Origin of the sequence: Dechloromonas sp. ARDL1, from assembly GCF_051122455.1 — a bacterium.
Classification (GTDB): Bacteria; Pseudomonadota; Gammaproteobacteria; order Burkholderiales; family Rhodocyclaceae; genus Azonexus.
This window is the reverse complement of sequence record NZ_CP168939.1, coordinates 1,675,641-1,695,505: the sequence shown is the minus strand read 5'-3', so window position 1 is coordinate 1,695,505 and position 19,865 is coordinate 1,675,641. Positions and strand designations below refer to the sequence as shown.

Sequence of the window (19,865 nt, the reverse complement as noted above, 5' to 3'; positions counted from 1 at the left end):
CCTTGTCAGCCGCTTAAACCCCTGTGTTCCCCAACGGCATGGGGCTCTGCAAGCAAGACGGATCACAGGAAAGGAGAAAACACTATGCCCACATCGCAACAACCGGCAACCAACAAACAAAAGCCACGGGGGGATGCAGCTATCCAGATCAGCTATGCAAAGCAGCAGGCTACCAAAAAAGGAGGACGGCCGCGCAAAGCAGTTCGCGCTGGCGGCATATCAGTTGAGCAGTTCTTGAAGCTTTTTCATTGATTAGGAGGTTGAACATGGCCCTGTTTATTGGAAACCCGAAGGCGTCCGAGCACCAACGCGGAGCTCACGATCTGTTCGCATGCTGTGATACCAGCAAGATGCGCGCTCCTGCAGGTATGGCGACACGCTGGCGGAAAACGCAGCGCCCGTGCACTAGCCCCCTGATGGATACGCCGGCATGGAATGCCTGGTGTAAAGGCGAGGAGGTCTGGGAACCTGTTTTCGTTCTGAAGATGGTCAAGGGAAAAGCCTGATGGTCAGCGGTGATCGCATTTTCGATGCCGCCTTTGCGGCGGCTTCGAATTCTCAACCACTCAAGGTGGCAGGTGTGCCGTATGCCGGCGAGTACGCCTTCGCAGAGGCATTGCGCCTGACTTCGGAAATTTTGGCCGGTGTTCTCTCGGTTTGTCCTGAACGACAGCGCAATGCGCGCCGTCGCCTCGAGCAACTTCTTACTTCTGGAAAGGAAATCTCATGAGCCTCTGGGACTCGATGAAACAAGGCTTCGGCTTCTCGTTTGGCGGCACGTTGGGCTGGCATATGGGCAACTGGGTGGCATCTCTCATCAGGCGTGCATGGAAGTTGATCGCCGTTGGTGCCTTTGCAAGTGGGGTGGGCGTGTGGACGAAGACGCCGACTCCGCCTGTTCAGCCTCATACGGCAAAAACGGCAGTTGTTAAGAAGGTCGATGCTCCAGCTGGCAACCAGCACGAGGTCAAAAACGAAACTCCTCACCGATAAGGTGACCTGGTTCGTTTACCAGCCAGTTATAAGTTGCGTGGCCAAGTCGGCTACTGCCTATCGAAAGTCGAAAGGAGTTTCACCATGCAACAACAAAACGAACATCCGGCGCTGTCGGCCGACGACCTGAAGGCCATCAAGAAGGCTATCAAGTGTCCGAAGAGCCTCATTAAAAGTGACACCGAAAAGGCGTTTCTCCAGGAGACGGCCGACCGCTTCGGGAAATTTGCTGAGCGAATTTTCCTGTCCGAGAAACAGATCGCTTGGTTACGCAAAATTGTTGCTCGAATGGAGGGCGGTGGCTCTAAGCAGGCATCTGGAAAAGCGAAACCGGAGCCAACTGACGATCTACCGGAGTACGGTGAGCTGGCGGGGGAATAGCCATGAGCCCGATGATGATGAGGTTTTGGCCGGTGCCTGCGTACGTCATTTTGGCTGGCATCTTCTGGGATGAAGCCTATTTGCGCGGCTATGTGGCGATGAGCCCCCTGGAACTCTACGGCATGGCATGGCTCACCGGTGTTTTGTTGTTTGGCAATGTTGAGTACATCGCCGCTGTCTGGCCAATGGTTCAACGTCGGTGGCGATTGGAGCATCTGTCGGCTGAAGAACATCCGGCGATGTCGGCCGACGATCTGAAAGAGCTGCCCGGGGAGGGAACATGCTGAAGCGCTATTTGGTTTTAGGGATACTGCTCGGCGTGGCTGGCAGCGCGATCGCTGCCGACACCTCGGGTTTGCAGGCCCTTGATAGGGTATTGAACTCCCTATTCGATATTTCTTCCGGTGTTGCTAGTAAGAGTCCGTTACTCGATGACGGAACGCGCTTGTATGGCTACTTGTTGCTGATTCTCATCTCGTGGAGCGGCATCCTGGTTGTGCTCGAGGGCGGTGCTTTGAATGCCGTTATCGCCAAACTCGTGGAAGTCATTATGGTGGCCGGGATCTGTAGCTTCCTGATGATGGCGAATACACAACAGGCACTGGTCAAGACGTTCGATGTGGCAGCTGGTAAGCTGGCAACGACCGTTAATTCAACTGCACCAGACCTTTCTAATCCAGCCGCTGCTATCAAGCAGATACTAGGTACCGGCTTTCGTGCAGTTCAAGATCTGTGGGATTCCAAGACGGAAACTAAGGACAAACAGCCTTGGTACCAGTTTGACATGCAAAACGGTGTCGCGGATTTGGTGATCGGCCTCATCATGGAGTCGATAGCGAAGATGGGTATCTCGATGGTAGTGTTGATCTGCCTGGGGCTCTACGTATACATCGTGATTAACGCCATGCTCCTCATAAATGTGGCGCTGATACTGGCTCCAATCATGCTGCCGTGGATGTTGTGGCCAAGTACTGCTTTTCTCGCGCAGGGTTGGTTGAGATTTCTTATTGTATGCGGTATGAATAAGCTAGTGGCTGCGATGTTACTGGGGTTTACGTTCTATTTTCTGGATGCGATTGGGGCCTATGCGCAGGAGGCGGCAACATCTCCGATCTTTAATACCTTCGCCTATTTCACTGCGCTCACGCTGGCAGTCATCATGACTTTTGCCATGCTGCAAGTTCCGAGGGTTGCAGCAGATATCATCTCCGGAACACCGGCCTTGGCTTTGCATCTACCGAAGCCGACGCCGCCTAGTCCACGGCGTGATTCCCCACGGCCTCCATCTCCAAGTTCGCCTCCGCCTGGCGGAGGTGGGGGGGCTGGGCGCCCTCCACCGGCGACACCGCGACCGCAAGGGCCTTCCGGGGGCTCGCCAAGTACGCCAACTCGGTCAACGCCCCGCGTGAACTTGCTCAAGTAGAGTAATCCACAAAATCTGTGGATAACTGGCCCTGTTGGCCATTAAAGCCCCCGATCTGGTTAGCTCCACTCGGGGGTGATTAATTTTTGGGCGGATATCTCACAAAGCCTGTCGCTGTTGCTCCAGTTGTTCCAGGCGAAGCGCCACGTCGGCTTTACTTAAATGGGTATAACGCTTGAGCATCTGCAGTGTTTTGTGTCCGCTGATCTCGCTGACCGTCATTGCATCGAGGCCGAGTTCAAAAAGCCGGCTGATAGCTTCATGGCGCAGATCGTGGAAATGTAGATCTGCAAGAAAATCTGGATCAACTTCCGTGCCAGCCTCGCCGCAGTCAACCACGTAAAGGCGCTGCGCGCGCTTTACTGCGCGTTTCCAGGATTGGGCAAGGGCTTCTTGTGTCGTGGCGAAGACCGGCCCGCGTAGCGTGCGAGGAAGGGCTTCCAGCACGGCCAATGCAGAAGGGGAGAGGGGCACGATTCGACGCTCGCCATTCTTGGTGTCTTCCAGCACGGCCGTACGTTTTACCTTATCAATGTGCTTCCAGGTCAGCATGAGAATTTCTCCCTGGCGCATCGCGGTGGCGAGGGCGAAACGGATGATCGGAGCGATCCACGGATTGGCCCGGCTCTTGCCATCCTTATCGATTGCACCAGAATTTTCGGCGGCATTGAGCAGATAACGTACTTCGTCCGCTGACACCCGCCGCTCCCGGCTTTTGCCTTGGGCTGGCATCTTGATTGATAAGAGTGGATTGGTGACAGGAATTCCCCATTCTTTCGCCGCAACATTGAACAGGTGTGCAATCAGCTTCAGTTCATGTCGCACCGTTTGGGTGCTAACAATCTTCAGACGGGTGTCACGAAATGCTGCGAAGTCTGAAGACTTCAGGCCGGCAAGAGATTTTTCCGCAAAGTCTGACCGCTCCAGCCAGTGCTTGATAAAGTTCTTTTCCTGACGCTGTGCCTTTTTCTTGCTGGTGATTTCTCGCTCATAGCGCTCGAGAGCAGTCCGGAGGGTGGTTGTCTCAGCTTCTCGGCGATCCTCGAAGATGCCGCGATCCATCTTGTTTTCAATATCCCTGGCCCAAGCCTCGGCATCTACCTTCTTTTCGAAAGTCCTGCTCTGCGTCGCATGTCCTTTACGACGTACTTTCGCTTGCCACCACCCGGATTCTCGCTGCTCGAAACTTGCCATCACTGTCCCCGTTTTGTCCCCGTAAATGGGTAACAGGATGGTGAAACAACGGACAACCATTGTCAAATGGTTGTTTTGAGGATTTTAGATTTTCCGCCTTCTAAGCAGCAGGTCGGGGGTTCGAGTCCCTCCGGGCACGCCATTCGATGCGCTGTGATCGATAACCAAGTTGCTTATCGTCCCTGCTCCACTGCTTGTCTAACTCTGGTATCAAATCCAAAAGTGCAAGTTGTTGCTAATTGGCCCTGAAGATTGTGTCGGCTGGTGTGGAGCTTGCTGCTCATGATGTGTCGGTTTTCTTTACATCGTGTTGTCCTGTGTGTTTGTTTTGGTTGGTTTTTATATAAAAATCAGTGCTATGTGTTTGTTTTTTGATCTGGTTTGATTATTGCTTTGGTATGGTCATTGAGAGTTTTTTCACATCTTTCTGTGCATGATGCTGTTACCCTTCATCAGAAAGATGACTACAGGATTTGGTGATAATGATGAACGACCACAATAAATCAGCTACTAAAGAGTCAAGGGATTTTGCGGCAGGAAAGTCAAATTCCCGAAGGCGGCTTCTGAAGCGAGGAGCTTCCGCAGTGGTTATTACAATGGCGAGCCGGCCGGTTTTGGCTTGGCATTGTAAATCGCCTTCGGTGACAGCCTCGGAGGCGCTTAATCCGTATACCAGTCTTGCGAAAAAAAATGCCAGTACGCGTATATGGGCGGATGAGACGTGGGGCCTGCGTGAATGGCAGGGGAATCTGGTTCGGACTTCGAATGGTAATGGGGTTACCGAATGGTGGGAGTCATCGAAGCCATGGAGCGTCTTTTTGCAACGCGCTTCGTTGAGTATTCTCTACCAAAATGTGAAGCTTGAGCATTTGACGGCGGTGGGCATTTCTCCGCCTTCAGGTATGGGGACGATGTCGGCGGTAAAATACTTGACCTCGTCTTCTGTACCGACATGGAAAAAGCGGGTTCTTGTCGCACAACTCAATTTGTTTACCTTGACGGGCCCAAATAGTGGTTGGCTGGCGAATGATCTTGATAATTGCGTAACGATGCAGCAATTGAACGAGATGGCTACTGGGAGCTATATTGTTGCCGGAAAGACGTGGAGTTCAACAGATATTAGCAACTATCTTTTCAACAACTGGATGGCGCGTTGATCTTTGTTGATTACTGATTTATGTGATCAGAGATATTGTTTCTGGCGTTTTTATGCGGATGATGAGGTCGCAGTCTTTGATTTAAGGACTGGAGCTACTCATGTACTTGATGAAGATTCAGCTGACCTTCTCGAGTGCTTGCAAGAAGGTGTAAAACCTCCATCTGTTCTCGTTGAAAGAATGCAATTACTTTTTCCAGAGACACCACAACAAGAGCTTGAAGCGTTTGTGATACATACTCTGGAAGAGTTTGAGATGCTGGGTTTGCTGGATGCAACGAGGTTGGGCGCTTGAGGGTTGCATCGCTTTCGTCCGGTGAGTTGACGCGGCGACTCCAGAAGAATGAACTTATCGTGAGAATGCCACCGTTTGTGGTGCGCTTTCGCTCCGATGTTCCATCTTTGACTCGGGATTTCCTGACGCTTTACTCAGATTACGAGCTTGCGGACATGAATGCTTTTGCGGATTTTCATGTTGAAATCCGCTATGTCCCTAATCTGAAGCGCCTGTTTGACCCGGAAATTCGTTTTTATTTTGATGGAATTCCATCATTTTCCATTTTGCCAGCACAGCAGTCGTTTCCAACGCTGGAGTGGGGCTTGAATTGGTGCGTTGCCGCGCATTCGCACCACTATCTGGTTATTCATGCTGCGGTTCTGGAACGGAATGGTTATGCGTTAATCATGCCTGCGCCTCCGGGGTCCGGAAAGAGTACGCTTTGCGCCGCGCTGATGATGAATGGCTGGCGTTTGTTGTCAGATGAGTTGACTTTGTACGATCGTAATACAGGTCATATTTATGGTCATCCGCGCCCTGTTAGTCTGAAAAATCGTTCAATAGACGTGATTTTAAGTGCATTTCCGGATGCCATCATGACGACCCCTGTCATGACAGAATCGAAAGGCATGGTTGCTTTGCTTAAGCCACCAGAGTCTGCCGTTGTTGCTGCAGCCGTTCCTGCCAAGCCGCGATGGCTCGTATTGCCGAAGTATGAGCAAGATACGGAAGCGAGATTTGAACACCAAGGTTCGGCGCGAACCTTGGCACTGATTGCCGAGCAGTCATTCAATTATGACCTGCTCGGCCTTGATGGATTCAAAGCGGCTGGGTCCTTGCTCCTTCAATGTAGTTGCGTGAAGTTTACCTACTCCAATCTGGATGAGGCGATTTCACTCTTTGAAAATATCGAGGCGCATATTCACGAGGTTACCGGTGTTACTCCTTGAGGTCTTGCGTAGGCCGCAACAGGTTTCATCGCTCTGCTTGAGTGATTGGGACTTGCTAATCAGACAGGCAAGAAGTGCAGATTTGTTAGGAAGGCTTTGGCGAGAGATTGCTCTCTCTGGGCTGGTAGATAGTGTTCCAGAGGCCCCTACGCGCCACTTGCAGGCCGCGAAATTGTTGGTTGAGCGGCAGCAAGATGCTGTTCGGCGGGAAATTGTCTATATTGATGAGGCGATCCGGGCTTCGGGGTTGCGAGCAATACTATTAAAGGGGGCTGCCTATGTGGCCACCGGAAAGGCATTGGCGGTAGGTAGAACCTTTTCTGATGTCGATATTCTGGTTGGCGATGACGACCTTGCGATGGCGGAGAAAGCTTTCTCAATCTATGGTTGGCAACCAGCCAAACAGTCAGCCTACGATGAGGCCTACTACCGAAAATGGATGCACGAAATCCCGCCCCTGGTTCATGTTAAACGAAATACCACTCTAGACTTGCACCATGCGATTCTTCCCCGTACAGCAAGGATCAAGGTGAATACCCAAGGGTTGCTAGAGCATATTGTCTTGGTCGACGGGTGTACAAATCTCTATGTTCTTCAGGAGACAGACATGTTGCTCCATAGCGCCACTCATCTGTTCCACGAGGGAGAGCTAGCACATGGGCTGAGGGATTTACATGACTTGCACCTCATGTTTGGGGAGTTTGGTGCTTTACCATCCTTCTGGAACGATCTGCTGATTAGGGCTCAGTACTTGGGATTGATGGTTCCTCTTCTCTATGCGGTACGCTACTCTCGGCGAAAGTTTCATACGGTTTTTCCTCAAGCGTTTTTGAGAAAACTGGAAAGCTATTCGGCTCAGGGTTCGGCATTGATGGATTTTTGTTACGACCGTGCATTACTTCCGAAGCATGCTTCTTGTGAGCGGTTCGGGAGTGGGGTTGCGCGAGTGATGGTCTACCTGCGATCGCACTGGCTAAAGATGCCATTAGGTCTTCTTGTTTATCATTTGTCGGTTAAGTCGCTGGCTAGACTGGGCGGCAAAGAAAGCAAGTCGACAACCGAGTAGTTGAATCTCCCAGTCTTTACGGAATTGCTCTATATCACTTTAGATGATTGGCTGGGATCGCATAGGTTATTCCTGAGGGGGATGTAATCGCTGCTTCTTTGCTCCCTTTCACGAAGACCATATTGATTACCCCGATTACAGTTCCTGATTCGATTTCATATACCGGACTGCCACTATTTCCAGGATAGGCGGTAGCATCAAGCTGGAAGACATCGAATACCCCCCGTTTGATTTGTTGGATCAGTTGCGGATTCAACTGGCTCGCATTTCCACCCGGTATGCCGATGGGGGTGATGGCCGAGACGATGCCTCGATGGGTGACCGGTGAGTAGCCTAGTGCGCCACCAATGGGAAAGCCTGTGAAGGCGATGCTCTGGCCTTCGCGTACTGTGGTTGAGTCACCTAGCTTTAATGCGGGCAGAGGAGGGCCGTCAATGCGGATGACGGCAAGGTCGCGTTCGTGAAAGCGTTGAACAATTTTGGCAAGGCGCAGAGTGCCTTCGCTCCCTTTGCTGCGAATCAATACGGCGAGAACAGGGTCGTCGGGAGCACTCATATTGGGTAGCACATGAGCGTTGGTGGCGACCTGATTGCCATCACCGAACACGAAGCCGGTGCCACGGAAAACGAAGGGGGGACTCTGGGTTTTCTTATAGGTACCGATGGCGACGATTGATGGCCTGATCTTGTCGACAAGATCGGGTAGGTCGGCACGTGCTGCGCTCATTGCAGATAACAGGCAACAAATTGCCCACGCAAGATAGGAGGGGAAACTCACATCAATCTTTTGGCATTGAGGATGCGGGGGAGGTCGGGCGAAGGGGGGGTTATTTGGGCGTCGAAGGGGTGTTCCTCCTTCTTGAATATCTCCCTGATTCGCTTTACGTAGCCTTGAGTTTCTGCGTAAGGAGGAATGCCGGCGTAGCGATTCACAGTGCCTTCGCCCGCATTGTAAGCAGCTGCCACTAGAGCAATGTTGCCCTCATAGTAGGCAAGGAGCCAGCGCAGGTAGGCGAGTCCTCCGCGAATATTTTGCTCGGGATCGAAGGGCTTTTTGACATTGAAGCGTTCGGCTGTTTCTGGAATTAGCTGCATAAGGCCTTGCGCATTTTTGGGCGAAACCGCGGCAGGGTTGAAGTTTGATTCAGCGCGAATGATAGCCATTGCCAGCCGCGGATATACTCCATATTCGGGAGCAAGCCGTTGCACCAGGTTCATGACTTTGCGATGCTCAGGAACCGCTTTGGCGATGATGTCATGGCCTTGTGCATCAAACCTGGCAAGAATATTGGCAATGCAATCCGGAGGCTTGTTTGGCGGGGGGCCAACCTGCTTGAGCATTCGTACCGCCAAGGAATCCCCCTGTTGGGCGGCGAGTGTAAAGAAATAGGCTGCAGCGGAGTCGTTGCGATCAATGCCACGCCCCATGGCATACATCCAGCCTAGACTGTATTGGGCTTCGGCATCACCAAGGTGAGCCGCTTCGCAATAGAATTCGACGGCTTTGTCTGGATTTCGTGCTTGCCCGCTGCCGTACTCATAGGCTTTCGCTTCTGCGCGTAGCGCAAGCACCTTGTCACGATCGGTTTGGGAGCTGGCCTGTGCAGGCTTGCATAAAAAAGCAGCTACCAGCAGCGCGCAAATTACCAAAGGAGCTTGGCGAGTAACGTGATCCTTTGCGCGCTGCATGACTCCTCCGTTACAAACGCCAGACAGAAACCCCGGCCATTTTGAAGGCTTGGTAGTCCAGCATGCTCTTGACGTCGGCAATGACGCCACCCGATTCCAGTTTAGACACGAATTCGGTTACTGGAAGGGCTTTGTATTGCTTGTGGTTGACCGCAGCTACAATGGCTGCCGCTTTGGGAAGGTTTTCCCAAGTGACAAGATCAACGCCATACTCGTGATGGGCTTCGGCGGCATCGGCGACGGGGTCATGCACGATGACCTTGGCGCCATAGGACTCAAGTTCCCGGATGACGTCGATAACGCGCGAGTTTCGCAGGTCCGGACAGTCTTCCTTGAACGTGAGACCGAGCACGATAATCGGGGAATCCTTAATCGGGTGACCAGCACGGATCAGCATTTTGATAGTCTGCTCAGCCACGAACTTGCCCATACCATCATTGATCCGGCGCCCGGCGAGAATGACTTCAGGGTGATAGCCTAGCTTCTGAGCCTTGTGTGTCAGGTAATACGGATCGACTCCGATGCAGTGACCACCGACAAGACCGGGGCGGAAAGGGAGGAAATTCCACTTGGTGCCCGCAGCCTGCAATACCTCCAGGGTATCGATGCCTATTTTGTCGAAAATGATTGCCAATTCGTTCATCAAGGCGATGTTAAGGTCACGTTGTGTGTTTTCTATGACCTTGGCTGCCTCAGCGACTTTGATGTTGGAGGCAGGGTAGACACCGGCACTAATCACGCTGCCGTAGATTTCTGTTACCTTGGCTAGCGTTTCCGGTGTGTCGCCAGAAACGACTTTGACGATCTTGGTTACGGTCCGCTCCTTGTCACCTGGATTGATACGCTCAGGGGAGTAGCCGACGAAGAAATCCCTCTTCCAAATTTTGCCGGATTCCTTTTCAAGGATAGGGATGCAGACCTCCTCGGTTGCACCCGGGTAAACTGTAGACTCATAAACAACGATGGCGCCTTGCTTCAGATTGCGACCGACTGCCGTTGACGAACCAATTAGTGGGCTGAAATCTGGTTGATGTGCGTCGTCGACGGGTGTTGGGACGGCAACGACGACGAAATCAGCATCCTTTAGCGCACCAGCATCGGTTGTTACCAATAATTTCGTTGCCGCCTGAAGGTCTTCGGTACTGACCTCGCCGGTTGGGTCAATAAATTGTTTGTAGCTTTCTACTTTTTCGTGCGACAGATCCACACCTATGGTGCGGAATTTCTTGCCGAACTCTACGGCAAGGGGCAAACCAACGTAACCCAAGCCAACGACTGCAATAGTGGTCATGTGCATTTCCTGTATGTAATGACTATCTAAAAAACTAACTGGTATACGTTTATGGCAATGTGAGTTTTGACACGCTCACAATCTGGAAAGAGCTAAATTTGGATCATAGGTTCTTTTGCAAACGAATGACCTCGTCCTGCTCGGGGAACTTCTCACCCAATTTTGCCAAGGCCTCGAGTTCCTTACGGGCTTCGTCTTTCTGGCCGGCGTTGATTAGCACCTTGGCAAGGTTCAGCTGGATGGCTGCGGCTTGTGGTGCCAGGGTCATTGCCTTCTTCAATATTTCTATGGCTCTGTTGGAGTCACCTTTCGCTGCGATTAGCATGGCTAAGGTATCCATGAACGCAGGCTGATTGGGAGCCAGTTGATTGGCCTTCTCGGCGAACTCCAATGCCTTGGTTTGCTTCTGTTCTCCCAGAACCCAAGCCAGATTGTTTAGAACCATGGCGTTGTTGGGTTGCAGAGCCAAGGCCGCATTATAGTGCTGGGTAGCAACCTGATAGTCCTTGCGCGCCGTTGCTAGATCACCCAAGTGCATGCGGAAGGCCGCATCTTTCGGATGATCCTTATTCCACTGAGCCGCAAATTTGTCGGCTTCGCTGGCGTTGCCCGAAGTAATGATCGTGGTGTGCGTCTTGATGGCAAGCTCGGTGAGAGGTGATGTCTTCAGCGCATTGCGATAGGCAGTGATCGCCTCACTCCAGTTTTTCTGTGAAGCTTGGATATCGCCTTCGAGAACCAGACCTACGGCTTCCTTAGGACGTTGTTTTTGTACATCGCGAGCGATGGATAGCGCTTCATTTGTGCGTTTTCCGTCGAGAGCGAGAAGAATTAAAGCACGTTGTGCCTCAATCAGGTTTGGCTTGATCTCTAGGGCCTTCTTCAGACTCTTGGCGGCCTCATCCTTGCTTTTGTTGGCAATATGAACTTCAGCAAGCCGCAAGTAGGGCATGGGTGACATCGGTTGTAGTCCTGCCAATTTGCCGTAGGTATTGAGTGCTTGATTCAGGTCGCCAGAGATCTGCTGGGCGCGGCCCAGTGCATCAAGGACTTCCGGCTTTTCCGGGAAGGCGGCGACGGCATCGTTGGCTGCGGTCAGCGCCTTCTTGTTGTCTTTCTGCTGCAACCAGTATTGAGTCAAGGCGATACGAGGCGCTGCCTCCGTGGGGTTTGCAGTCACCGCCTTGTTGATCAGGCTCGAAACTTCATCTGAAGAGCCTCCGTTATTGGCACGGAGTTCGGCAAGAGCCAGGAGGGCCTGGATATGCTTGGGGTCGGCAGCAAGCACCGCATCAAAACGTTTCCGTGCGTCGTCAGTTTTTTTGTCGGCTAGATCAAGTGCCGCCAGACTCGCTGCAGCGGGAAAGAACGCTGGATTAAGCGCGAGCGCCTTGTCGAAAGCAGTGCGTGCTCCCGCAATATCATTCTTGGCTAGCAGGGTGCGTGCTCGAAGATTGAATGTAGCAGGGTTGTCCGGTTGTTTTTTCTCGAGCGCATCAATCGCCTTCAGCGCCTTATCAACTTGATTGTTACGTAGATGAGCTGCGATTAACGCGAGGTCGGCGCTGGTGCCTTTGTCGGTCGTGGCAATCTGTTCTAAGTGATTGAAGGCCATGTCCACTTGCCCTTGGGCCATTTGGGCCAAGGCCAATGAGGTTTTCTTTGCTGCATCATTCGGATCAAGCTTGCTGGCTTTTGCAAAATGCTCGGCAGCTTTTCCCGCATCGCCATTTTGCAGGTATACCTCGCCAGCAAGGGATAACAATGTGGCGTCCTGGTCAATATGTCCAAGTACGGGTTGTAAGGTAGCCAAAGCCTTCGCCGGTTGGCCGGCGCGCAGGTAACTGGCCAGCAGGATGCGGCGGGCAAGTGGCAGTTGCGGTGCTGTTTGTAGGGCTTTAGTCAGATAGGTTTCTGCTTGAACAAAGGATTGCAGTTGATATTCGATGGCACCGGCCAGTTGGAGGGTTAAGGGGTTGTTCGGGGCAAGTTTGATCAACTGTTGAGCTAGCTCACGTGCCGCTTTGTAGTCTTTGCGCTGGTATGCGAGTTGGGTTTCGAGAAAAAGCGTTTGCGGGTGTTTGGGAGCTAGCTTCTTGAGAGTGTCGAATTGCTTGATCGCGTCATCCAGCTTTTGCTGCTGCAGGAGTTGATTAATCGCCGCGACATGTGCGCCAATGAAATCGGGCTTGGCTTCAATGGCCTTGCGAAAACTCAGCAGTGCTTCATCGGATTGCCCATTGGAAGCAGCCAACGCTCCGGCGAGGAGTAGTGCATCGTGGTTCTTCGGATTCGCGAGTAAAACAGAGGAAACAATGGTTTTTGCACCAGCCATATCGTTATTGCTTGCCTTCATGCGAGCGGTCGCTAATTGGGCTGGTGCGTAGTCTGCTTTTTCCGAGAGAGCTGCCGTAAGTTCATCGCTGGCCAAGTCGCGCTGGCCTTGGGCCTGGTAGGCGATACTTAGCGTCGTTTTGAGATCAGCGGCTGATTCTCCCGGGGGAACGCTAAGCTTTCCAAATTCGTCAGTGACTTTCTTGGCCTGCCCGGTTGCCAGTACAACTTTTGCTAGGAGTGGGACCGTTTGTTCCGGAGCATATTTCTGATCGAACGCCTTGCGTAGTTCCACTTCGGCACCGGCAATATCGCCGCTCTCGAACAGCGCTTTGCCAAGCAGGAAGCGCGCCTCGGGGAGATTAGGGTTCTGTTGAATGGCATTTTTCAACTGAATGACAGCAGCCTTGCCATCGTTCTTGGCCAAGTAGTCCTTGCTTGAAGCAATCAGCTTTTCCGGGCTGTCATCACCGCATGCGCCCAAGGTGGCGGCAAGCAATGCAGCAGAGACCAAGGCAGTAATTCTTGATTGGCGAAAAATCATGATCATTCCAGTCTGCGAAAAATTATTTGAGGCCAAGTCGGTGCATCAAGTCATAAAGTGTTGGGCGGCTGATCCCCAAGATTTCTGCAGTGCGAGCAATGTTGCCATCAGCACGGGAGATGGCGAGGGCGACTGCACGCCTTTCAGCATCCTCTCGGACTTGGCGCAGGTCAATGAAGTCATTGGCAACATTGAGATGCTCCAGTCCGATATCTTCACGGGTAATCTGCTGTCCATCGGCCATGATTACCGCGCGCTTGATAGCGTTCTCCAATTCGCGGACGTTTCCTGGCCATGAGTAGGCTTCGATTCCTCTTACAGCATCCTCAGTCAGTGTCATGCTGCCCCGTTTGTGTTCATCGGCAAAACGATGGACAAAGGCGTGGGCTAGCAGTGCCGCATCACCATCCCGGTTGCGTAGTGGCGGAATGTCTACGACGATCTCAGCAAGACGGTAGTACAAATCCTCGCGGAAGCGGCCTTCCTTGATGTGCGCCTTGAGGTCTTGGTGGGTTGCACAAACAATTCGCACATCAACGGCGATTTCTTGTCGCCCACCTAGACGCTCGATTACCCGCTCCTGAAGGAAACGCAGCAATTTGGCCTGCAAGGCTATCGGCAGATCACCAATTTCATCCAGCATGAGCGTTCCGCCATTCGCGGACTCAATCTTGCCTGGCGTTGTCTTGGCTGCACCTGTAAAGGCGCCTTTTTCGTAACCGAATAATTCGCTTTCAAGCAAATTGTCCGGGATTGCGGCACAGTTGATTGCAACAAAGCGGGTGTTTTTTCGCGGTGAAGCTTCGTGAAGACCACGAGCCAAAACTTCCTTACCTGTGCCACTTTCACCGAGCAACAGAACAGTGGCGTTGCTACTGGCAACTTTTTCGATGGTGCGGCAAATTTTTTGCATGCCTGCATCTCGGGTCAACAGGCCGCCCAGAGCAGTCGGGTGCTGCATGGATTGCAAGCGCCGGTTCTCTTGCTGAAGCTCGTGGAGACGAAAGGCGCGATCAATAGTCAATGACAGCAATTCTGGCGCAAACGGTTTGGCAAAAAAATCGTAAGCACCGAGTGCAATCGCACGCAAGGCATTGGCCTGATCGTTTTGCCCGGTAAGTACGATGACCTTGGTATCCGGCGCGATGGAAATTATTTGCTCAAGCAGTCGAAAGCCTTCAGAGACTGAGTCTGCATCTGGAGGGAGGCCCAAATCCATCGTCACTACCGGTGGTTGGTGTCGATGAATTTGAGCCAAAGCACTTTCGCGGTCGCCCGCGGTCAGTGTTTCGTACTGATCAAACGACCAACGGAGCTGCTTTTGTAGTGCCGGATCATCTTCAACGATCAGAAGAGGGCGATTTTTTTCTCCGCTCATGCAGCCTCCTGTGCATGTAGGTCGGAGCGTTGCCGGATTTCCAATATGGGCAGAACAAGGGTAATTTTTGTGCCTACATTCGGTGTGCTGTCCACCAGCAATTCTCCTCCGAGTTCGCGGATGTATTGAGCGCTTTCATAGGCACCAATTCCCATTCCGGCATCTTTCGTGGTTTGGAAAGGTTTGAACAATCGATCACGTATGAACTCTGGGCTCATGCCGTGTCCTGTGTCGCCAACTACAAGGTGGGCACGGTCACCGATACGGTCAAGGCTGATCCATACCGCACCGTCTGCCGGTGTGGCGTCCAGGGCGTTTTGAACCAAGTGTCCGATAACTCTTTCCAGTCTTTCGCGATGCCCGCGTGTCATTAGTGGAGTGTCGCTTTGCGTGGTAACTATGCGACCCTGTCGCGCCTTGTCACTGCGAATCTGCTCAATGACATCGGGAAGATTAACACCAACAGCTGATCCAGGGGGAGTCGCCCCTTCGCGCAATTGCATCATCAATTGCCGCATCCGCTCTACCGAATGTTCGACAGTCATCAGCATGTCATCCTGAAATTCCGGATTGTGTCGGTGTTTCTCGGCATTTTTCAGCATGAGAGCCAGTTGGGTTACGATGTTTTTGAGATCGTGTACAACGAAAGCGGACATTTTATTGAATGCATCGAATTTACGCGCTTCGAGGAGAGCCTCCGTCGCCTGCATTTTCGCGATAAAGCTAGCTGCTTGGCAGCCTGCCGTTCGTAGGAGGTCATTCACTTCCCAATTCACATCCATCTGGGTGCGTGAACTGGCGAGAATGGCAAAACCTTGCAACTCCGAGCCAACCATCAGAGGAATGATGAGCCACGCATTGGGTATGTCAGAGAGCCATGGCGGAATTTCCAGGTCGCCGTAACGGGCTGGGTAAGCACGAAACTCTTCCAGATTGACCACCCAGCCACTTTCCACAAGAAATAGGATTAGTGGGCTGTTGGTGCTGGCTGTTCCTTCACTGGCAGGCAGGTTCCAGCGTGCCGCCTGGCAGAAAATGCCTTGTCCATCGTGAAGCCATAAACTTCCCGCAGGACTTTCGACCATATTGGCCAGCCCGCGAATAACTTGTTCGCCCATTGCCTGAGGATTGTCCTGTGCGGCAAGGGTTTGGGTAAAACGCAGCCATTCCTCACGGTAGTCGTAACGGTAAGTAAAGAAATGCTTACCGATCAGCACCCGTATTTTTGCGCGCATAGACCCTGATATCAGCAATATGCCCAAGGTCATGAGACCTGCAAATACGAGTGCATATTGGAATGCACGCCCCCATTCGCCACCGAAATAGCGAACATAGTAGCCAACCACAGACATCAGTAGCAGATAAAGACCCGCGGCCAGCAATGTGGCTGAATGGAAGGCTGCGCGCTGTGAGAGACGGATTTTCGAGGTCCAGTCACGACCGCGCAGTGACGCAATAAATAGCAGGGGTAGGGTAATGGTATGAACTAAGCCCTTCGCCATAGCTGCGTCCGCATCAATGTGCTGGAACATCAAGGCATCCGAGTATAGATAGACATCAAACATCATTTGTCCAGCAAGTGCTACACACAGAGGTTTGATATTCCAACGGGCATCATCCGCAACATTGCGGAATAGTTGTTCAAGGAGAATTAGTCCAAGTACTGGCTTTGCCAAGCCATGAAAATAATAGGTTCTTGTCCACTCAGCTCCTTCTAGCAGTCTGCTGATGAAAAATAGATGGAGTGTGAGGCCTCCGATAATCGTAAGAGCGCAGGCTGGCATCAACCAGCCAGGTAACGATACTGCTGTAGCCCTTTCGGTTGCTCTGGGAGTCAGCAGAAAATAGATAAACGCATACCAAGACGCGTACAGAGCGATATCGATTGCTGATGCAAGGAATAGGAGGTTGGATTCTCGCGTTGTCAGGGCGGCAAAGCTAATGCCAGCCCAGAGAGCCCCGAAAACAACCGCCAAGAGCATGACGCGGGCGCGCCGACCAACCCGCCATTGGGCGCCAAGCGAGACTAGGTAGCTAGCCAGGAGGCTATAACCTACGCCAGCAGCCCCAAAGCTCCAAGCCAGCAAGGATGCGGTTTCGCTGTCCATACCCGCCTAGTGTGTTTCTAAAGTAGAGGACAAGAGTGAGGCTATTGGGCGCCCTTGCCGGTCAGAACCACTCCTACTGTTTCAAAAAGGACAAGCAGATCAAGGGTAAGCGTCGTCCCGAAGCCGTCTTGAAATCAGATTTTCAGGTCGTGTAAAGCGAGGCTAATGGCGACGACGTCCACGAATGCGGGATCGAAGGCATCGCCGTGCCATTCGGACATCGACTGGTGCTCGGGATGGTTGGGGTCGGTCATGGCTGCCACGAAGTCTGCGTAACCGGGCGCGCCACCGACATCTTCCGGAGGTGTGGCATTCGCGGCTTTCAGGAGCATGGCACGGTGGCTCAATTCGGGATCGCCTGGCAATTTCTTCTCGACCTTGACCCGGTGTTCCCAGTGATCGCCGAAGTCGTAGATGTACTTGAACGAACTCATGCCGCCCAAGGCGGTTTTGAGCTGGACTCGTGTCTCCGGGCGAACTGGCTCCCAATCGAATTCGGGGTCGGGAATGCCGAAGCGCTTGCCACCAAAGTCGAACTCGTGCAAGTGGTAATCGCACCAGCCGAAGGTGACTTGCAGGACCTGATGTAGATTGCCCAGCGTGATCGACTCCGGCACCAGGATGCGCCGCCAGATGGTCGGCTTGATCCAGGCCAGCTCAATCTTCAGTTGCAGCAGATCGGGAATCTTCTTGGCTCTGGGCTTCTTCAGCGCAATGACGTTACTCATTTCAGGCAGCTTTCTGTTCAACGGTGGCGTGATCGGGGTAAAGATTCCACGGGAGTAGCTCATGAATCCGATTGATCGGATGCTCGGCAATCCGGGTCAGGACTGTCCGCAAGTAAGCCTCGGGATCAATCCCATTGAGTTTCGCGCTACCGATCAGGCAATACATGCTGGCTGCGCGCTCGCCGCCGACATCCGAGCCGCCGAACAGGTAGTTCTTTCGCCCCAAAGCGACTCCGCGTAATGCACGCTCTGCCGCATTGTTATCGATCTCGATTCGGCCATCTGCGGCATAGCGGATCAACGCAGACCAGTGATTGAGCGCATAGCTGATTGCATCGGCAAGGCCGGATTTGCGTGATATCCGCTGGCGCTGAGCGTCGAGCCAGGCATGCATGATCTTGAGCAAGGGATAGGCTTGCACTTGACGAATGACCTGCCGCTCACCGGGCGATCGGCCACGGATTTGACTTTCGACGGCATACAGCTCGGCAATCTGGGCAATGGCCTCGGCCGCGATGGGCGAAGCCTGGGCCCGATAGACATCGACGAATTTGCGCCGGACGTGCGCCCAGCAGGCGGCTTCCTGAATCTTGCCAATCTCGTACAAGGCATCGAACCCGCTATAAGCATCGGCTTGCAGGATGCCGCGGAAGGATTTCAGATGATCACGGGGATGTTGTCCCTTGCGATCTTCCGAGTAGGCAAACCAGACTGCTGGCGGATCGCCACTTCCCGCTGGGCGATCATCCCGCACATACGTCCACAGCCTTGCGGTCTTGGTTCGCCCCTTGCCCGGCGCGAGCACTGGTAACGGTGTGTCATCGGCATGTACCTTGCTGCCGCCCAGGACATAACGCCGGATCGCATCCACCAGCGGCGAGAGCAAGTCATGGCAATGTCCAACCCATTCGGCCAGGAGTGCCCTGTCCAGGTCCAGACCGCTGCGTGCATAAATGGCGCTTTGCCGATACAGCGGCAAGTGATCGCAGAACTTACCGACCAGCACGTGAGCCAACAGGGCAGGACCGGCAAAGCCGCGGGGAATCGGACGGGCGGGGGCCGCCGCTTGGGCAATGTGATCACACCGGGTGCAGGCCAGTTTCGGCCGCACATGGCGAATCACTTTGAAACTGGCTGGCACGTACTCGAGCATTTCCGAAACGTCCTCACCGAGGTGCGTAAATTGCCCGCCACAATCCGGACAGCACTCTGCCGTCGGCATATGCGTCACCGTTTCGCGGGGCGCTGTTTCCGGGAAGGGCTTGCGGTTCCTGATTCGCGGCGTGTCGGCCGGTTTATCCGGCGCGGACGATATCGGCGAAGCCGGCGTGAGCGGCAGTGGCTCGAACGCCAGCCCAAGATCGAGTTGCCCCAATTGCGCCAGCGTTTCCGATTTCTGGCCAAAGTGCAGGCGACGATACTTGGCGACGAGCAGCTTCAGACGGGCGTTCTCCTCAAGCAGCCTTTCAACCTGCTGGCGCAGCTTATCGACTTCGCAGGAAGCCTGGCTGGTAGAGGATTGGTCTGGCTTGGGCATGACCGAAGTCTACGGGAATTCAGGGGCAGTGAACAGCCCCCGCAGGCCGGCTTTACGCCGCCCGCTCGGGCTGCCAGGTACGCGCAGGACGCCGCCAGTCGATCCCTTCCAGGAGCATGGCAAGTTGGGCTTTGCTCAGATGAACTCGCCCATCGGTGGCATTCGGCCAGATGAAGCGCCCGCGTTCGAGCCGCTTGGCAAACAGGCACAGACCATCGCCATCCCACCAGAGCAGTTTGACGAGGTCGCCGCGCCGGCCACGAAACACGAAGACGTGACCGCTGAATGGGTCTGCCGCCAATTGCTCCTGGGCAATGGCAGCCAGTCCATCAAAGCCACGGCGCATATCAGTCACGCCGGCCGCCAGCCAGATCTGCGTTCCTACCGGCAGTCCGATCATTCCCTGGACGCCAGGCAATCCAGTACCAGATGCAGTGCCGAGGCCGTGACATCGCCACACACACGAACGCTGGTCTGGCCCCGGACGATCTCGATATATCCCGCCGCCGCGGTGATCGTCGCCTTGGTGGCCTTTGTGTCGCCCGCCGGTTCTGCAATTACGGGCAGGAACAGGGGCTGAGGCTGTATCCCAACGGCCTTGGAGTCGCCCTGTATCTCGAACTGCCCCGCCCGATATTGCCGCCGCCACTTGAACACCATGTTCGTGTTCAGCCCGTACCGCAGCGCTAGCTTCGCCACCGACACCCCGGGCTCGCAAGCTTCCACGGCCAATCGGCGCTTGAATTCAAGCGGATAATTCGGCCGGCCACGCCGTCCGCCGCTAACAACCTCTGCTGTCTCCAAAATGATCCCCGC

The 19,865-nt window shown here is 53.5% G+C and carries 22 protein-coding genes; 11 read left to right on the top strand and 11 right to left on the bottom strand.

Annotation, left to right across the window (positions count from 1 at the left end; genetic code table 11):
- Positions 1–84 precede the first annotated feature (84 nt).
- The 7 genes from AB6Q56_RS08375 (at position 85) to AB6Q56_RS08345 (ending at position 2,797) form a co-directional block, all read left to right on the top strand.
- Positions 85–252: a hypothetical protein gene (locus AB6Q56_RS08375; protein WP_434516603.1), complete on the top strand. Its 168-nt coding sequence runs from the start codon at positions 85–87 to the stop codon at positions 250–252.
- 14 nt (positions 253–266) lie between these two features.
- A complete protein-coding gene (locus tag AB6Q56_RS08370; protein ID WP_434516602.1) occupies positions 267–506 on the top strand; it encodes a hypothetical protein in 240 nt (79 codons plus the stop codon).
- The gene (locus tag AB6Q56_RS08365) at positions 506–730 is read left to right on the top strand and encodes a hypothetical protein (protein ID WP_434516601.1); all 225 of its coding nucleotides are present in this window, start codon (positions 506–508) and stop codon (positions 728–730) included. The genes AB6Q56_RS08370 and AB6Q56_RS08365 overlap by 1 nt, the downstream gene beginning before the upstream one ends.
- Entirely contained in the window at positions 727–993 is a 267-nt protein-coding gene (locus AB6Q56_RS08360) for a hypothetical protein (RefSeq protein ID WP_434516600.1), read from the top strand. Before AB6Q56_RS08365 ends, AB6Q56_RS08360 begins: the two co-directional genes overlap by 4 nt.
- An 84-nt stretch (positions 994–1,077) precedes the next feature.
- Positions 1,078–1,374 carry a hypothetical protein gene (locus tag AB6Q56_RS08355; protein ID WP_434516599.1) on the top strand — a complete coding sequence of 99 codons (297 nt, stop codon included), beginning with the start codon at positions 1,078–1,080 and terminating at the stop codon, positions 1,372–1,374.
- A gap of 2 nt (positions 1,375–1,376) precedes the next feature.
- Positions 1,377–1,661, top strand: a complete 285-nt coding sequence (locus tag AB6Q56_RS08350) for a hypothetical protein (RefSeq protein WP_434516598.1) — start codon at positions 1,377–1,379, stop codon at positions 1,659–1,661.
- Entirely contained in the window at positions 1,655–2,797 is a 1,143-nt protein-coding gene (locus AB6Q56_RS08345) for a type IV secretion system protein (protein ID WP_434516597.1), read from the top strand. The genes AB6Q56_RS08350 and AB6Q56_RS08345 overlap by 7 nt, the downstream gene beginning before the upstream one ends.
- 99 nt (positions 2,798–2,896) lie before the next feature.
- Here the strand turns inward: AB6Q56_RS08345 and AB6Q56_RS08340 are convergent, their stop codons facing one another.
- Positions 2,897–3,991 carry a site-specific integrase gene (locus tag AB6Q56_RS08340; protein WP_434516596.1) on the bottom strand — a complete coding sequence of 365 codons (1,095 nt, stop codon included), beginning with the start codon at positions 3,989–3,991 and terminating at the stop codon, positions 2,897–2,899.
- A 482-nt stretch (positions 3,992–4,473) separates the two neighbouring features.
- On the opposite strand from AB6Q56_RS08340, the gene AB6Q56_RS08335 reads away from it, so the two are divergent.
- From AB6Q56_RS08335 to AB6Q56_RS08320, 4 genes are all read left to right on the top strand, one after another.
- Entirely contained in the window at positions 4,474–5,148 is a 675-nt protein-coding gene (locus AB6Q56_RS08335; protein ID WP_434516595.1) for a hypothetical protein, read from the top strand.
- Positions 5,149–5,151: 3 nt separating this feature from the next.
- Positions 5,152–5,442 carry an HPr-rel-A system PqqD family peptide chaperone gene (locus tag AB6Q56_RS08330; protein ID WP_434516594.1) on the top strand — a complete coding sequence of 97 codons (291 nt, stop codon included), beginning with the start codon at positions 5,152–5,154 and terminating at the stop codon, positions 5,440–5,442.
- Between the two features lie 65 nt (positions 5,443–5,507).
- Positions 5,508–6,374: an HprK-related kinase A gene (locus tag AB6Q56_RS08325; RefSeq protein ID WP_434517143.1), complete on the top strand. Its 867-nt coding sequence runs from the start codon at positions 5,508–5,510 to the stop codon at positions 6,372–6,374.
- 37 nt (positions 6,375–6,411) lie between these two features.
- Positions 6,412–7,440 (top strand): nucleotidyltransferase domain-containing protein, encoded by a 1,029-nt coding sequence (locus tag AB6Q56_RS08320; protein ID WP_434516593.1) that lies wholly within the window; start codon positions 6,412–6,414, stop codon positions 7,438–7,440.
- A 34-nt stretch (positions 7,441–7,474) separates the two neighbouring features.
- Here AB6Q56_RS08320 and AB6Q56_RS08315 read toward each other — a convergent pair whose 3' ends face one another.
- From AB6Q56_RS08315 to AB6Q56_RS08270, 10 genes are all read right to left on the bottom strand, one after another.
- Complete coding sequence (locus tag AB6Q56_RS08315; RefSeq protein ID WP_434516592.1) at positions 7,475–8,167, bottom strand: S1C family serine protease; 693 nt, start codon at positions 8,165–8,167, stop codon at positions 7,475–7,477.
- A gap of 47 nt (positions 8,168–8,214) precedes the next feature.
- Entirely contained in the window at positions 8,215–9,129 is a 915-nt protein-coding gene (locus AB6Q56_RS08310; RefSeq protein WP_434516591.1) for a lytic transglycosylase domain-containing protein, read from the bottom strand.
- A 10-nt stretch (positions 9,130–9,139) separates the two neighbouring features.
- Positions 9,140–10,420, bottom strand: coding sequence for a nucleotide sugar dehydrogenase (locus AB6Q56_RS08305; RefSeq protein WP_434516590.1), 1,281 nt, complete (start codon positions 10,418–10,420; stop codon positions 9,140–9,142).
- A 103-nt stretch (positions 10,421–10,523) separates the two neighbouring features.
- Positions 10,524–13,304, bottom strand: a complete 2,781-nt coding sequence (gene prsT, locus AB6Q56_RS08300; protein WP_434516589.1) for an XrtA/PEP-CTERM system TPR-repeat protein PrsT — start codon at positions 13,302–13,304, stop codon at positions 10,524–10,526.
- Positions 13,305–13,320: 16 nt separating this feature from the next.
- Positions 13,321–14,676, bottom strand: coding sequence for a PEP-CTERM-box response regulator transcription factor (gene prsR, locus AB6Q56_RS08295; protein WP_434516588.1), 1,356 nt, complete (start codon positions 14,674–14,676; stop codon positions 13,321–13,323).
- Positions 14,673–16,784, bottom strand: coding sequence for an XrtA/PEP-CTERM system histidine kinase PrsK (gene prsK / locus AB6Q56_RS08290; RefSeq protein ID WP_434516587.1), 2,112 nt, complete (start codon positions 16,782–16,784; stop codon positions 14,673–14,675). Before prsK ends, prsR begins: the two co-directional genes overlap by 4 nt.
- A 134-nt stretch (positions 16,785–16,918) precedes the next feature.
- On the bottom strand, positions 16,919–17,512 hold the full coding sequence (locus AB6Q56_RS08285) for a plasmid pRiA4b ORF-3 family protein (protein ID WP_434513752.1): 594 nt from the start codon (positions 17,510–17,512) through the stop codon (positions 16,919–16,921).
- Between the two features lies 1 nt (position 17,513).
- A complete protein-coding gene (gene tnpC / locus AB6Q56_RS08280) occupies positions 17,514–19,049 on the bottom strand; it encodes an IS66 family transposase (RefSeq protein WP_434513753.1) in 1,536 nt (511 codons plus the stop codon).
- Between the two features lie 52 nt (positions 19,050–19,101).
- Positions 19,102–19,449, bottom strand: coding sequence for an IS66 family insertion sequence element accessory protein TnpB (tnpB, locus tag AB6Q56_RS08275; RefSeq protein WP_434513754.1), 348 nt, complete (start codon positions 19,447–19,449; stop codon positions 19,102–19,104).
- Entirely contained in the window at positions 19,446–19,775 is a 330-nt protein-coding gene (locus AB6Q56_RS08270) for a transposase (protein WP_434517123.1), read from the bottom strand. The genes tnpB and AB6Q56_RS08270 overlap by 4 nt, the downstream gene beginning before the upstream one ends.
- Positions 19,776–19,865 lie beyond the last annotated feature (90 nt).